This window comes from Streptomyces sp. NPDC030222 (assembly GCF_055573115.1).
Map to the genome: position 1 here is coordinate 294,735 of NZ_JBVICA010000005.1, position 14,739 is coordinate 309,473.

Below are 14,739 nucleotides of genomic sequence, written 5' to 3' on the forward strand. Positions count from 1 at the left end.
GTGCCGGGAAGGGCCAGGGCGGTCGACGGCAGCGACGAAGGGGGAGCGGCGTGGTGACCCCGCGTGATGCGCCCCGGCCCGGCACGGTCGCGGTGCTGGGCGCGACCGGTGGCATCGGACGACAGGTGAGCGCGGTGTTCTCGGGCGCGGGACACGAGGTGCTCGGCGTGGCAAGACGTCCCGCGCCGCATGCCGCCGGCGACCGGTATGCCTTCGTCGCACTGGACGTGGCATCGGCGGACCCGATGAGGACCGCCGAACTGCTCGCCTCGCGGAACGTGGAGGTCGTGGTCAACGCCACGGGCGGCTGGGCGGTGACCGAGGAGGCCATGCACCACGCCCATGTGCGGCTGGTGGACCGGCTGCTCGCCGCGGTGGCCGCGCTGCCCGCACGCCCCCGCGTCGTCCACATCGGCAGCATCCACGAGTACGGCTCCGTACCGCCCGGCACCGGCATCGACGAGTCGGTGGTACCGGATCCGGGCACCGCGTACGCCCGTACGAAACTGGCCGGCTCGCGGGCCGTGCTGGAAGCGGCCCGCGCCGGGGACGTCGACGGGGTCGTGCTGCGCGCGGTCAATGTGTGCGGGCCCCACCCGTCGGAGGCGAGCTTCCTGGGCTCGGTGCTGCGCCGGCTGCGCGGACTGCTGCCGGGGGAGCGGCTGGAACTGGTGATCGCGGACGCCGCCCGCGACTACATCGACGTACGCGATGTCGCCTCGGCGGCGCTGCGGGCCGCCGAGGCGGCGGCCCCCGGCTCGGTGTTCAACATCGGGCGCGGCGAGGCGCCGACGATGCGCGAGCTGGTGACGACGCTCGTCGACGTGGCCGGATTTCCGCCGGGGACGATCGAGGAGACCGGCGGATCGGTGGAGAGCAAGGGCGGCGGCTGGACCAGGGCCGACATCCGGCACGCGCAGCAGGTGCTCGGCTGGCGCCCGGCCATCGGTCTGCGTGACTCCCTGCGCGACATGTGGGAGGCGGCGGGCTGAGCCCCCGGCCTCCTCCGCCGTCCGACGGCGGACTTCTTCCCCATGAACAGAGAGGTACGTGTGATGAGTGAACTCACCCTGCCGGTCCTGGTCGGCATCTTCCGCGAGTGCGCCGGTGAGGCCGAGGGAGTCGATCTCGACGACGGGGAGGTGGGCGACGTCGAGCTGTCCCACCTCGGGTACGACTCGCTCGCCCTGCTGGAGGCGATCAGTCAGGTCGAGCGGAGGTACGCGATCGGCATGCCGGAGGCGGAGACCCGGATCCGGACGCTGAACCAGTTCCTCGTCGAGGCCAACGAGCAGCTGGCCCGGCAGCCCTGAACCCGCCGCGCCCCGTCCGCCGGGTCAGCCGGCGGACCGGACGCCGACGAAGAGGCCACGGCCGGCGGGCTCGACGGGGATGTAGTCGACGCCGAAACCGGCGGCCGTGAACGCCGCCTCGTACTGATCCCGGGAGAACAGACCGATCAGGTGGGTCTCATGGAAGTGCCGTACCCCTGACGCACCGTCGGCGACCAGGTAGTGCACATTCATCCGGGATGCCGTCCCCTCCCGCGCGGAGTGGGAGACCCGGGACACGGTCAGCCCCTCGACGGCCACGGTGCTGCCCGCGACATGGCCGTGCCGGTACGTCTCGGGGAACCACCACGGGTCGACGGCCAGCACCCCGCCGGGCGACAGGTGCCGTGCGAACCGGCGCACCGCGCCGACCAGCTCGGACTCCGTCAGCAGATAGCCGATCGAGCCGAACATGCAGGTGATGACGTCGTAGGTGCGTCCGAGGTCGAAGTTCCGCATGTCACCGATGTGCACGGGGACGTGCGGCAGCGCCTGCCGCGCGAACCGCGCCATGGGTTCGGACTGCTCCAGGCCGGCCACCTCGTCGAACAGCTCGTCGAAGCACCGCAGATGGGCCCCGGTGCCGCAGGCCACGTCGAGCAGGGCGGCGGCGTCCGGCCTGCGCTCACGCACCTGCCGCGCCACCTCCGCCGCTTCCCGGAGGTAGTCCTTGCCACGGCCGCGATGGATCAGCTCGTAGATCTCGGCGAGTTCGGCTCCGTACACAGCGACCTCATTCGTTGCGCGCCCGAAGGGACGGGAATCCGGAAACACCCGATCGTCGGCCGGGCTGCTAGAGGAACGCCGGAGACCGGCTGGACGTGGGGGACGGCGGAGCCCGCCGTGACGGCCGCCCGCGTCGTCGAGCGGGGTTCGAACCCGTGCTGCCAGGGTCGCAGGACCACGTACCCCGCGGCATAGGTTGGGAGTCCCACCGTGAGCACAGGCGTGAGCACAGGCCGGACGGCCGACGAGAACCATCCACGCACGGCGCCCCACGGCCACCACGGCGCGGTCCGGGGCCACGGCCGCGGTGAGGACATCGGGGCGCCGTGCGGTGAGGACATCGGGTCGCCCTCCGGTGAGGTCGCAGCACTGCTGGAGGAGCTGCGCCGGTACCTGGACGCGGCGCCCCAGCTCAGCCTGCCGCCCCGGGCGTTCACCTCCCCCGAGCTGTACGAGCTGGAACGCACCCGTGTCTTCGGCCGGTCCTGGGTGCTCATCGCCCACCGCGACGAACTCGCCGAGCCGAACAGCTACGTCTCAGCCGTCGTCGCGGGCGAGCAGGTGGTGGTCACCCGTGACGCGGACGGGGTGCTGCACGGCATGTCACCGATCTGCCGGCACCGGATGATGCCGCTGGTCGAGGCCGGAGCGGCCGGCCGCGCCGACTCCTTCACCTGTCCGTACCACCTCTGGAAGTACGGACTCGACGGCCGGCTCATCGGCGCGACCCATATGCGCCGGAACCCGGAGTTCGACCCCACGGGCTGCCGGCTGCCCGCCTTCGCGGTGGAGGAGTGGCACGGCCTCGTGTACGTGAACCTCGACCCGGCCGCGGCCCCGCTCGCCCCCGAACTGAGCCGGATCTCCGACGACCTGGCCAACTACCGGCTCGACGACATGGTGCAGCTCGGTTCCTGGAGCGAGGAGTGGGCCTGCAACTGGAAGGTCGCCGCCGAGAACGCCCACGAGAACTACCACGTGATGGGCTTCCACCAGGAGACCCTCCAGCAGTCGACGCCCGGCGGGTCCCCCACGGACGTACGGGTCGACTCCCCGTGGGCGCTGCGCCTGCTCATCCCGTTCACCACGCCGCAGGAGACCCATACCCTGCCACTGACCGACGACGAGAAGGCCCATCTGTACGGCTTCTTCGTCTTCCCCTCGGCGAGCCTGGCCGCGGCCGGCGAGATGGTCGTCTGGCTCAGCCTCATCCCGCAGACGATCGACCGGACGCTCGTCCGCGGCGGCATCCTCGTGCCGCGCACCGCGCTCGACGGCGCGGACCTCGACGAGATGCGCAAGCAGGCCGAGTCGTACGCGGGCATGATCAACACCGAGGACCGGAACGGGCTGGAGGCCGTCCAGCGCGCGGTGGGATCGCGCTTCGCCGCACGCGGCCATCTGAGCCCCAAGGAACCCGGCGTCGTGGCCTTCTACCAGAACCTGGCCAGGGCCCTGCTCCGCGGCGACGGCGACTGGCCGGGAGAGCTCTGAGGCCGCCGCGGCCCCGGCGCACCGCCGCCGCACGTCATGACGATCGCTATCTCCGCTACTCAAGGAAGAGGGCTTCCACCATGCTCAGTTGTCGGATCTGCGGCGGTCGGCTGCACGAGTTCATGGACTTCGGGCAGCAGCCGCTCTCCAGCGGGCTCCTCGAACCCGAGTACCGCGGTGACGAGTTCTTCTTCCGGCTGGCCGTCGGCGTCTGCGGTGACTGCACCATGGTCCAGCTCACCGAGGAAGTGCCGCGCCACCTGATGTTCAACAGCCACTATCCGTACCTGTCGTCCGGCTCCTCCGTCATGCGCAGGCACTTCGAGGAGACCGCGCGGCACTTCCTGGAGACCGAACTCACCGGGAAGGACGCGTTCCTGGTCGAGGTGGGCTGCAACGACGGCGTGATGCTCCGCACCGTTTCCGAGGCCGGGGTCCGGCACCTGGGCGTCGAACCGTCGCAGAGTGTGGCCGACCTCGCACGGCGCCAGGGCATCCGGGTCGCCACCGAGTTCTTCCAGGAGTCGACGGCGGCCGACATCCGCAAGGCCGAGGGGCACGCGCAGGTCATCTACGCGGCGAACACGATCTGCCACATCCCCTACCTGGACTCGATCTTCCAGGGAGTGGACGCCCTGCTCGCACCGGACGGGGTGTTCGTCTTCGAGGACCCGTACCTCGCCGACATCGTCGACCTCGCCTCCTTCGACCAGATCTACGACGAGCACTACTACTTCTTCTCCGTCTCCTCCGTGAGCTCCATGGTCGAGCGGTTCGGCTTCGAACTGGTCGACGTGGAACGGCTGCCCGTGCACGGCGGGGAGGTCCGCTACACGATCGCCCGCGCGGGACGGCGCACCCCCTCGCCCGCGGTCGCCGAACTGCTGCAGCAGGAGCGGCGGCGCGGGCTGTCGGACCTCGAGACGCTCAAGGGCTTCGTCGGCCGTGTGGAGCGGGCGAGGGACGAGCTGGTCTCGCTGCTCCGCAGGCTGCGGGACGAGGGCCGTACGGTCGTCGGGTACGGGGCGACGGCCAAGAGCGCCACCGTCGCCAACTACTGCGGCATCGGACCCGACCTCGTCTCGTTCATCTCCGACACCACCCCGAACAAGCAGGGGCGGCTGACCCCCGGCTCGCACATCCCGGTGCGGTCGCGTGAGGAGTTCGAGAACCCCTTCCCCGACTACGCCGTGCTGTTCGCCTGGAACCACGCCGAGGAGATCATCGCGAAGGAACAGCAGTTCCGGGCATCGGGCGGCAAGTGGATCCTCTATGTCCCGGACGTCCGGGTGGTGTGAACGCCTCAAGCTCCCGCCCGACCACGCCGGCCGAAGAAGGGTGCCCGATGCGGGTCCTGTTCACCACACACACCGCGAAGTCCCATCTGTATGCGCAGGTCACGCTGGCATGGGCGCTCCGGGCGGCAGGCCACGAGGTCCATATGGCCGGCCAGCCCGATCTCGCCCGCGACATCACGGGCACCGGCCTGACCGCCGTCACGGCCGGCGCCGCGCTCGACCTGGCGGCGCAGATGGAGTCGTACGAACAGCATGACGGGACGGACGGGACGGGCAGGACGGGCGGGCCCGGCGAGGGCGGTGCGCATGAAGGGCCCGCTGACCACGCGGCACAGGACCCGGCAGCCGGGGGCGCGGACGACTACCGCGCGATGGCCGAGCGGTTCGCGTACTGGACGGACATGACCGAGATCCGTCCGGAGAAGCTGTCGTACGCGTACATGCACGGCGTCTTCACGGCCATGACCACCCATGTCTTCCAGCAGTACTCCGCGCCGGCGATGGTCGACGACCTGGTGCGCCACGCCCGCTGGTGGCGGCCGGACCTGGTCGTCTGGGACCCGCTCACCTTCGCGGGCCCCATCGCCGCACGGGCCGGCGGCGCGGCACACGTCCGGCTGCTGTTCGGCCTGGACCTCATCGGCCGGATGCGCGAGTCGTACCTCGACGCGGTTCGCCGGCTGCCCCCGAGGCAGCGGGAGGACCCGATGGAGGAGTGGCTGGGCTGGACCATGCGGCGGTACGGAGGGCGGTTCGGCGAGGACCTCGTCGTCGGGCAGCGCACCATCGACCCGCTGCCGCCCTCCCTGCGCTTCCCGGTCGGGCTCGACCGCGTACCGATGCGCGTGGTGACCCACAACGGCGGCTCCGTCCTTCCCGAGTGGCTGCGCGAACCGCCGAAGCGCAGGAGGGTCTGCCTGACGCTCGGCGTCTCCCACCGCGAGCTGCTCGGCGCCGACCGGGTGCCGCTCGGGGAGGTGCTCGCGGCCGTCGCCGGAGAGGACGTCGAGGTGGTCGCCACCCTGAACGAGGCCCAGCTCGCGTCGGTCACCGAGGTACCGGACAACGTCCGCGTCGTGGACTTCGTCCCGCTGGAGGCCCTGCTGCCCAGCTGCTCCGCGGTGATCCACCACGGTGGTGCGGGCACCTTCAACACCGCCCTGGGCTGTGGGGTGCCCCAGCTGATCCTGCCCGACGGGGTGTGGGACACCGACCACAAGGCACGACTGCTGGAGGAGCGCGGAGCCGGGCTCCGGGTCGCCGCACCGGAGCGCGCGGACGCCGGGATGCTGCGCGGCATGCTCACCCGCCTGCTGACGGAACGCTCCTTCGCCGAAGCCGCCGGCCGGCTGCGCCAGGAGTCGAGGGACATGCCCGCGCCCAGCGCCGTCGTGCCGGTCCTGGAGGAACTCGTCGAGGCGAACAGGCGCGGCACCGGAGGCCATCACGGTCCGGCTCCGGCGGCCGCGCAGACCGAATGACACCGAACGACCCACAACGGAACGGGGGAGTGGCAGTGAAGAACTTCTCGCGCCGCGGCTTTCTGGCGGGCGGCGTCGCAGCCGGCGGTGCCGCGGTACTGGCCGGGCCCGGCACGGGGACGGCGGCAGCGGCAGCGGACACCGGGGCCGGTGGCTGCTTCCCGCCGCCCCCGGCCAAGGACATCCGCCCCGGCGATCCGCGGTACGCGGAGCTGGTCGCCAGAGGCTACAACGGGCGCTTCTCCGGCCGGCCGGAGTCCGTACGCCTCGTCCATCGCGCCCGCCACGTGGTCGACGCGGTGGACGACGCCCTGCGGACCGGCCGCCGCATCGCCGTCCGCAGCGGTGGACACTGCTTCGAGAACTTCGTCGACGACCCCGACGTCCAGGTCGTCGTGGACGTCTCCGAGATGAAGTCCGTGTACTACGACTCCCGGCACCGTGCCTTCGCCATCGAGTCCGGCGCGACGCTCGGCGAGGTCTACCGCACCCTCTACCTCGGCTGGGGCGTGACCGTACCGGCGGGAGCGTGCCCCTCCGTCGGTGCGGGCGGCCACATCGCGGGCGGCGGGTACGGCGGGCTGTCCCGGCACCACGGTTTCGTCGCCGACCACCTCTACGGCGTCGAGGTGGTCGTCGCCGACCGTGGCGGCCGCGCCCGTCTGGTGCTCGCCACCCGGGACCCCGCGGACCCCCACCACGACCTGTGGTGGGCCCACACCGGCGGGGGCGGCGGAAACTTCGGGATCGTCACCCGCTATCTGATGCGCTCGCCCGGCGCGCGCGGCAACGACCCCACGACCCTGCTGCCGCGCCCGCCGGCGACGATACGTTCCGTCACCGTCCGCTGGTCGTGGGCGTCCATGACCGAGTCCGCGTTCGTGCGGATCCTCCGCAACCACGGCACATGGCACGAGAAGGAGTCGGGCGCCGGCTCCCGTTACGCCCCGCTCAGCAGCTGGCTCATCCTCAACCACCGGGCGTCCGGACAGTTCACCCTCGTGGCCAACGTGGACGGCTCCCTGCCGCACGGCAAGGCACTGCTCGACGAGTACGTCGAGGCGGTCACCACGGGCACCGGTGTGCGCCACGAGACCGAGGAATCGACCGCGCTGTGGATGAAGTCCACGCTGACCGCCGACCCCTACGCCGGCGGCCGGTACCCGTTCAAGTCCAAGGCCGCACTCCTGCGCAAGCCATGGACGGAGGGCCAGATCCGGACCCTCCACCGCTGTCTGACGCAGGGCGGGGACGAGCACCAGGCATCGGCCGTGTACCTCTCCACCCTCGGCGGCAGGATCAACGCCGTCCCGGCGTCCGCCACGGCGGTCCCGCACCGTGACTCCCTCTTCAGCGCCACGTACGAGACCTCGTGGTGGCCCGGCATCTCCGGCGACGCGCAACTGGCCTGGGTGCGCGAGCTGTACCGGGACGTGTACGCGGACACCGGCGGCGTTCCCGTACCGAACGCCGCCAACGGCGGCTCCTACATCAACTACCCGGACGCCGACCTGACCGACCCCCGGTGGAACACCTCCGGGGTGCCGTGGCACACCCTCTACTACCGGGACAACTACCCCAGGCTCCAGCAGGTCAAGGCGCGATGGGACCCCGCGGACGTCTTCCGCCACGCGATGTCCGTCCGTCCGGCCGGCCGCTGACGCGCTGCCGGCGTACGCGGCCCCGCCCGGTCACGTCCTGCCGGCGTCCGGGCCCCCGCCCGGTCACGTCCCTCGTACCAGGGACTCCAGCCGTCCGACGAGCGCGGCGGGAGACGGCATCGTCGCCGTCTCGTCGCGCACCTCGGCCGCGGCCGCCCGCAGCCCCTCGTCCTCCAGCAGAGCACGGAACTCGGTCGCACCGACCGTTTCGGCCGACGCCCCGATGGCGATGCCCCGCTCGACGACCGCTCGCTCGTTGTCCTTCTGGTCCGGGCTGAGCGGCATCACGCACTGGGGCACGCCCGCCACCATCGCGACCGCCGACGTGCCAGACCCGCCGTGGTGCACCAGACCGCGACAGGTGCTCAGCAGCGGCCCGAGGGAGAGCCAGTCCACCGTCCGTACATTGGGCGGCAGTTCACCCAGCAGCGACGGGTCGCCGCCGCCGAGGGTGACGACGAACTCCGCGTCGGCATCCGCGGCCGCGGCGACGAGCGGCGCCAGCACGGCCAGGCCGCCCCACAGACCGGCGATCGACCCGAGCGTGACGGCGATCCTCGGCCGCCGCGGAGGCTCCAGCAGCCAGCCCGGCAGCTCGCCGTTGCCGTTGAAGGGCACATAGCGGACCGGGACGTCGTCGTCCGCGCGCACCTGCTCCGGCAGGAGCTTCAGCAGGCTCGGCGGCATGGAGTTGAGCCGGAAGCCGGGCGCGGCCGCCGGCGTGACGCCGTGCCGCAGATAGTGCTCCGCCATGTGGTCGCGCAGCAGTCCGGCGATGCCCGGTGCGCTGTCGGCCGGCCCGGTGATCACCGACACCGCGGGCACGCCGAGCGCCCCCGCCGCGAGCGGGCCGGCGCCCTGGAGCGGCGAGTGGACGATCAGATCCGGGGACCAGGCACGGGCGACGTCGACCACCCTGTCGACGGTGACCCCCGAGACCCTGGCGAAGAGGGAGGCGACGAACTCGTCCCCGCCGTCGACGCTGAAGTCGATCTCCTCGGGCCGGAACACCGTCGCGTAGTCGAGCCCGGGGGTCACATCGACGACGTTGACGCCCGCGGCGGCCACCGCCCCGGCATCACCCCCCTGCGCGTACAGCACGTCGTGACCCGCTGCGGTCAGCGCGTGCGCCAGGGGGACGGAGGGGAAGATGTGCCCCAGCCCTGGGGAGTTGACGAACAGTACACGCATGGGAGCTCCTCGCCTCGCGAGAGGGACGGGGGTGACGGTGTCACTGTCCATGCGTGTCCTTGAAGGCGCACGGAGCCTTGTTGAACGGGCGTCCCGCCGTGCCTCGGCCCGCCGTCCGAGACCTTTCGAGTGTCCTTCGACACCCGGCTGCGAGGGTCGGTGTCCCCAGCGAGCCGAAGGACTGCCTTGTCAGATGGAGATCATCGGGAACGGGTTCCTCGCCCGACACCTCGCGCCGCTCTCGGCCGGGCACCCCGGAACGACGGTGCTGGCCGCGGGAGTGCCCACGCACCCGTTGCCCGACACGGAACACCGGCGTGAGACCGGGCTCGTCGGCGACACGATCCGGCACTGCCTGCGGCACGGCCGGATGCTCGTGTTCTTCTCCACCGCCAGCATGTACGGCGGACCCGGGGGCCCCGGCGACGAGGACGGCCCGCAGACCGCATCCACCCGCTACGGCCAGCACAAGCTGGACCTGGAACGGCTGATCAAGGACTCCGGGGTGCGTCACCTCATCCTGCGCCTCGGCTATGTGCTCGGCCCGGACGAACCCCGCTTCCGCCTCCTGACCGCGCTCGTCACCCAGGTGCTGGCCGGCCGGGTCCGCGTCCAGAACGGAGCGCGCCGGGACATGCTCCACGTGGCGGACTTCACCACCGTCGTGGACGCCCTGCTGCGCACCGGGGTGTGCGACGAGACCGTGAACGTAGCCTCCGGGGACTGCGTGGAGGTCGCCAGCGTCGTGCGGTACCTCGAACACCGGCTGGGGGTCACGGCCCAGTGGCAGGTGACCGACGACAGCATCGAGCACTGCCCCTCCACGAGGAAACTGCGGCGGCTGGTACCCGAGGCCGACCGGCTGGGGCTGGGGCCCGGCTACCACAGGACCGCCATCGACCGGTATCTGGCGGCGACACGCCCCACGGACGTCATCCGGACGGAAAGGACGGAAAGGCCATGACGGATCAGGCCGGCAGCTCGGCCCCGGGGAAAGCGGGGGACCTCACCGAACCGCTCACTCCCGAGGGCCAGGCACTGCTGGACGTACTCGGCAGGCATCTGCCGGGCATGGCGTCCGGCGCGACCGACTGCGACCGCAGCGGCACCTTCCCGCTGGACACCTTCCGGCACCTGGGCGCCGACGGCGTACTCGGAGCGACCGTGCCGCGTGAGTTCGGCGGACTGGGCGTGAGCAGCGTCCACGACGTCTGCCTCGCCGTGAAGCGGATCGCCGAGGCCGACGCGTCCGTCGCGCTGTCGCTGCACATGCAGTTCAGCCGCGGGATCACCATGTCGTACGAGCGTGAGCACGGTACCGACACCGGTCGCGCCCTGGCCGAGCGGCTGCTGCGGCTCATGGGCACGGGAGGGGCACTGATCAGCGGCGCCCTCAAGGACGCCGGCGCCACCACCGAGCTGGTGCCCGCCGATGACGGCGGGTGGCGGCTGACGGGCCGGAAGATCCTGGTCAGCATGGCTCCGTTCGCCACGCACTTCGTCGTCGCGGCACAGGCCCGCCCCTCCTCCGGGCCCCCGCTGCTCGCCTCCGCGTTCCTCCCCGCCGACGCTCCCGGTCTCAAGGCGCCGGACACCTGGAACGGTATGGGAATGCGGGCGTCCGCCAGCACGGAGGTCGTCTTCGAGGACTGTCCCGTGCCCCCGGCCGACGTCTTCCTGCGCGGCCCGGTCGGCGTCCGCAACGACGCCGCGATGGCCGGCCAGACCGTCAGCTCGATCGGACTGCTCGGCGTCTACGCGGGGATCGCACAGGCGGCACGCGACCTCGCCGTCACGGGCATCGCCCGGCGTCCCGGGCAGCCGGCGGCAGCGGTCCGCACCCTGGTCGCCGAGCTCGACGTGAAGCTGTACACGCTGCGCACGGCGCTCGCGGCGGCCCTGACCAACGCCGACCACCACGCACACCGTACGGCGGACGACCCCGGCGAGCGCGGCCGCCGGATGATGGCTCCTTTCCAGTACGCGAAGCTCGTCGTCAACCGCACCGCGGCGAGCATCGTCGAGGACTGCATGACCCTCGCGGGCGGTGCGTCGTTCACCGCGGACCACCCCCTGTCCCGCCACTACCGCGACGTCCGGGCCGGCTGGTTCATGCAGCCGTTCACCTACGCCGACGCCGTCGACCACCTGAGCGCGTACGCGCTCGGCACCGACCGGGAAGGCAGCGCGGCGTGAGCGATACGAGCAGCGGAACCGACGGCGGCGCCGACGGGGAGGAGCGGCCCGTCGACGCCCTGGTGCGGATGTCGAACCTGGTGACCCCGATGGCGCTGCGGGTCGCGGCCACCCTGCGACTGGTCGACCACCTGCGCGCGGGCGCCACCAGTCCGGAGGCCCTCGCCGAGGCCACCGGTGCGGACGCGGACGCGCTGTCGAGGCTGATGCGGCACCTGGCCGCCGCCGGCGTCCTGCAGGAGGGCGGACCCGGCCGCTACGCGCCGACCCGCATCGGCGAGCTGCTCGCCGACGACGACCCGTCACGGCAGCGTTCATGGCTCGACCTGGACCAGGCCGTCGGGCGCGCGGACCTGACGTTCCTGGGTCTGCTCGAGGCGGTCCGCACCGGACGGCCGCAGTACGAGGCCCGCTACGGCAGGCCGTTCTGGGCGGACATGTCCGAGGAGCGCCGACTGGGCGCCTCGTTCGACGCCTTGATGACGACGAGGGAGGACGCGGCCTTCACCGCGCCGGTCGCCGCGTACGACTGGAGCCGGGCGCGGCATGTGCTCGACGTCGGCGGTGCGCCCGGTGGACTGCTCGGCGCGATTCTGCGGGCCGCGCCCGAGGCACGCGGCACGCTGCTGGACCTGCCGGGAGCGGCCGAGCGGGCACGCGAGCGCATCGCGGCGGCCGGGCTGGACGGCCGCATCGACGTCGTCGGCGGCGACTTCTTCGACGAACTGCCCGTGTCCGCCGATGTCGTCGTGCTGTCGTTCGTCCTGCTCAACTGGCCGGACGGGGACGCGCTGCGGATCCTGGGGCGCTGCCGTGACGCCCTGCGGCCCGGGGGCAGGATCGTCCTGCTCGAGAGGGCCGAGGCGGCCCCCGGCGGGACGAGGACGTCGGACCTGTACTTCAGCGTGCTCGACATGCGCATGCTGGTGTTCCTCGGCGGCCGGGTCCGCACCGACCGTGAGTGGGCCGCTCTGGCCGATGCGGCCGGCCTCCGCGTCGTCTCCCGGACCGGGCCCCTGGTGTCGCCCAGTGTGCCGCTGGACTCCTGCCTCTGGGAGCTCGCCCCGCGGTGAGCCCGTCCCGCCACGACCGCCGATCCACGGAAACCCCGGATTCCAGAGCCGAGAGGGATGTCGCAGTGGCACAACGCATCGTCATGTCGAAGGACGTCGAGCTGTGGACCGAGGACTTCGGCGACCCGGCCGACCCCGCCCTGCTCCTGGTGGCGGGCGGGAACCTCACCGCGATGAGCTGGCCCGTCGAGTTCGTCGACCTGCTCGTCGCCGGCGGGCTGCACGTGATCCGCTACGACCACTGGGGGGTGGGCCGCTCCACCGTCTGGGACCTGTCCGAGCGGCCGTACGGCTATCTCCGGCTGGCCGCGGACGCCGTCGCGGTGCTCGACGGCTGGGACGTCGAACGGGCCCATTTCGTCGGCATGTCGATGGGGACCGTCCTGTGCCAGCTGGTCGCGCTGGACCACGCGGACCGGATGCTGAGCATGTCGATGATGCTCGGCGGAGCGCTCGACGTGGACTTCCCCGGCAACATCCGCCGCGCCATGGCCGGGGAGCCCTCCGCCGACGGCCTTCCGCTGCCCCGGGAACGGTTCCTGAAGGCGCTCGCCGTCATGAACGAGGAACCGGACGGCCCGGAGGCGGAACTGGACCGGCGGGTGCGCCGGTGGAAACTGTTCTCCGGTGACGAGGTCGCCTTCGACGAGGCAGAGTTCCGGCGGTGGGAGCAGCAGGCCATCGACCACTCGGGCTCGCTCACCGAGCCGCAGGTGCACTACGCCGTCCAGCCGCCGCCGCGTGAGCGCGCCCCCGAACTGCGCGACGTCCGCGTCCCCACCCAGGTGATCCAGGCCATGGAGGACCCGATCGCGCCCCCGCCGCACGGCCGCCATCTCGCCGGTCTGATCCCGGGCGCCGCACTGGTGGAGATCGAGGGCATGGGACACGCGTTGCCGGGCTCCGTGCACCGGCGCCTCGCCGAGGCCGTGCTCGGGCACGTGCGTCGGCATGGGTGACGCCGTGCACCGGCATGGGGGATGCCGGCACGCGCGTCGGCCCGGGTGACGCCGGTACGTGCGTCGGTCCGGGCCATGTCGGTACGCGCACCGGCACGGGTCATGGGCGCGGGTGCTCCCGCCCGGTGGCGCCGGGTCAGTCGGCCATGTCGAACCGGGGCTCCCCGGTCCGCGCGCGCTTGACCTCGTAGAAGCCCGGAACAGCGGCCATCAGCAGGAAGCCGTCCCACAACTGTCCGGCCGTCTCCCCGGTAGGAGCGGGGGAGACGACCGGGCCGAAGAAGCCGAGCCGGTCGCCGCCGGGCCCGGCGACCGACACCACAGGGGTGCCGATGTCGCTGCCGGCCAGGGAGACGGCCTGCGCGTGCGAGGACCGGATCGCCTCGTCGTACGCGGTGGATTCGGCGACCTCCGCGATCTCCTCCGGCAGTCCGGCGTCCGCCAGGGCCGCAGTGAGGTTCCCCCAGTCGCCCTGGAGGTGGAAGCGGGTGCCCATCGCCGTGAAGAGGTCACCGAGCGCCCGCTGGCCGAACCGCTCCTCCACCGCGGCACATACCCGCACGGGCGCCCACATGTACTCCTCCCACTCGCCCTCGGGGTTGTCGTCCCGGTGCTCGTTGAGCACCGACAGACTCATCACCCGCCAGCGGATGGTCACCGGCCGCACCTTGGCGACCTCCACCATCCACCGCGAGGTGATCCACGTGTACGGGCACACGGGGTCGAACCAGAAGTCGACGGTCCGCTGCTCGGTCATCTGATCGGCTCCTCGGGCTCTTCTCGTCCAGGGGCGTGTCCGGCGGACACCCCTAGCGGCGCCAGCCGTCCGGCTCGGGCCACGGCTCACCGAGCTGGCGGTACGTGCTCTGGTACTCGGGCCAGTCCCGGTGGTCCCTGATCCTGCCGTCGACGATGCGCAGCAAGTGGATCTGTTCCCCGGAGAAACGGCGTCCGGTCGGTGCGAAACCCACCATCGGGCCGACGTGCCGGCCGTAGAGCACCAGGTACGCACGGACCCAGTCGCCCCGCTCCTCGATCTTGACCTCCTCCAGGTGCGCGTCCTCGGAGAAGGTCGTCCGCAGCCAGGCTACCGCCATCGCGAACGCCTCGGGCCCCTGACCGATCCCGTGCTCGATCGTGGCCGGATTCAGGTACTCGGGGTGGATGAACTCATGGACGTCGTCGGTCCTGCCCGTGTTGTACGCCTTGATCATCCGCCGTACGGCTTCGACGTTAGGACTCATCGCGTGCCTCCGGTTCTCGGTGTTCCCGTCGCCGACGAGCATCGCAACACCGTGATGGGCAGCGGATCGACGTTCGCTCGATGCG

General features: G+C 71.9%; 14 protein-coding genes. 10 read left to right on the plus strand and 4 right to left on the minus strand.

All coding sequences use genetic code 11. The features are described from left to right. Window positions 1-53 precede the first annotated feature (53 nt). Window positions 54-992, plus strand: coding sequence for an NAD-dependent epimerase/dehydratase family protein (locus tag ACZ4Z5_RS10160; protein WP_468259367.1), 939 nt, complete (start codon window positions 54-56; stop codon window positions 990-992). Window positions 993-1,055: 63 nt separating this feature from the next. Then, window positions 1,056-1,313: an acyl carrier protein gene (locus tag ACZ4Z5_RS10165; protein ID WP_468259369.1), complete on the plus strand. Its 258-nt coding sequence runs from the start codon at window positions 1,056-1,058 to the stop codon at window positions 1,311-1,313. Window positions 1,314-1,337: 24 nt separating this feature from the next. Here ACZ4Z5_RS10165 and ACZ4Z5_RS10170 read toward each other — a convergent pair whose 3' ends face one another. Beyond that, entirely contained in the window at window positions 1,338-2,057 is a 720-nt protein-coding gene (locus ACZ4Z5_RS10170) for a class I SAM-dependent methyltransferase (RefSeq protein WP_468259372.1), read from the minus strand. 210 nt (window positions 2,058-2,267) lie between these two features. Between ACZ4Z5_RS10170 and ACZ4Z5_RS10175 the strand changes: the two genes are divergently transcribed. From ACZ4Z5_RS10175 to ACZ4Z5_RS10190, 4 genes are all read left to right on the plus strand, one after another. Next, entirely contained in the window at window positions 2,268-3,551 is a 1,284-nt protein-coding gene (locus ACZ4Z5_RS10175; protein WP_468259374.1) for an aromatic ring-hydroxylating oxygenase subunit alpha, read from the plus strand. Window positions 3,552-3,631: 80 nt separating this feature from the next. Continuing rightward, window positions 3,632-4,849 (plus strand): methyltransferase domain-containing protein, encoded by a 1,218-nt coding sequence (locus tag ACZ4Z5_RS10180; RefSeq protein WP_468259377.1) that lies wholly within the window; start codon window positions 3,632-3,634, stop codon window positions 4,847-4,849. Window positions 4,850-4,896: 47 nt separating this feature from the next. Next, complete coding sequence (locus ACZ4Z5_RS10185; RefSeq protein ID WP_468259379.1) at window positions 4,897-6,330, plus strand: activator-dependent family glycosyltransferase; 1,434 nt, start codon at window positions 4,897-4,899, stop codon at window positions 6,328-6,330. Window positions 6,331-6,365: 35 nt separating this feature from the next. Next, on the plus strand, window positions 6,366-7,991 hold the full coding sequence (locus ACZ4Z5_RS10190; protein WP_468259382.1) for an FAD-binding oxidoreductase: 1,626 nt from the start codon (window positions 6,366-6,368) through the stop codon (window positions 7,989-7,991). A gap of 63 nt (window positions 7,992-8,054) precedes the next feature. Here the strand turns inward: ACZ4Z5_RS10190 and ACZ4Z5_RS10195 are convergent, their stop codons facing one another. Beyond that, window positions 8,055-9,182 carry a nucleotide disphospho-sugar-binding domain-containing protein gene (locus ACZ4Z5_RS10195; RefSeq protein WP_468259385.1) on the minus strand — a complete coding sequence of 376 codons (1,128 nt, stop codon included), beginning with the start codon at window positions 9,180-9,182 and terminating at the stop codon, window positions 8,055-8,057. Between the two features lie 193 nt (window positions 9,183-9,375). Between ACZ4Z5_RS10195 and ACZ4Z5_RS10200 the strand changes: the two genes are divergently transcribed. The 4 genes from ACZ4Z5_RS10200 to ACZ4Z5_RS10215 all read left to right on the plus strand — a co-directional run bounded on the left by ACZ4Z5_RS10200 (window position 9,376) and on the right by ACZ4Z5_RS10215 (window position 13,410). Then, window positions 9,376-10,146, plus strand: coding sequence for an NAD-dependent epimerase/dehydratase family protein (locus ACZ4Z5_RS10200; RefSeq protein ID WP_468259388.1), 771 nt, complete (start codon window positions 9,376-9,378; stop codon window positions 10,144-10,146). Then, complete coding sequence (locus ACZ4Z5_RS10205; RefSeq protein WP_468259390.1) at window positions 10,143-11,378, plus strand: acyl-CoA dehydrogenase family protein; 1,236 nt, start codon at window positions 10,143-10,145, stop codon at window positions 11,376-11,378. The genes ACZ4Z5_RS10200 and ACZ4Z5_RS10205 overlap by 4 nt, the downstream gene beginning before the upstream one ends. After that, window positions 11,375-12,451, plus strand: coding sequence for a methyltransferase (locus ACZ4Z5_RS10210; protein ID WP_468259393.1), 1,077 nt, complete (start codon window positions 11,375-11,377; stop codon window positions 12,449-12,451). The genes ACZ4Z5_RS10205 and ACZ4Z5_RS10210 overlap by 4 nt, the downstream gene beginning before the upstream one ends. A gap of 65 nt (window positions 12,452-12,516) precedes the next feature. After that, entirely contained in the window at window positions 12,517-13,410 is an 894-nt protein-coding gene (locus ACZ4Z5_RS10215; protein ID WP_468259396.1) for an alpha/beta fold hydrolase, read from the plus strand. A gap of 136 nt (window positions 13,411-13,546) precedes the next feature. Here the strand turns inward: ACZ4Z5_RS10215 and ACZ4Z5_RS10220 are convergent, their stop codons facing one another. Both ACZ4Z5_RS10220 and ACZ4Z5_RS10225 read right to left on the minus strand, forming a co-directional pair. Then, the gene (locus ACZ4Z5_RS10220; RefSeq protein WP_468259399.1) at window positions 13,547-14,167 is read right to left on the minus strand and encodes a mycothiol-dependent nitroreductase Rv2466c family protein; all 621 of its coding nucleotides are present in this window, start codon (window positions 14,165-14,167) and stop codon (window positions 13,547-13,549) included. Window positions 14,168-14,219: 52 nt separating this feature from the next. Next, on the minus strand, window positions 14,220-14,654 hold the full coding sequence (locus ACZ4Z5_RS10225) for a SnoaL/DnrD family polyketide biosynthesis methyl ester cyclase (protein ID WP_468259401.1): 435 nt from the start codon (window positions 14,652-14,654) through the stop codon (window positions 14,220-14,222). Between the last annotated feature and the right edge of the window lie 85 nt (window positions 14,655-14,739).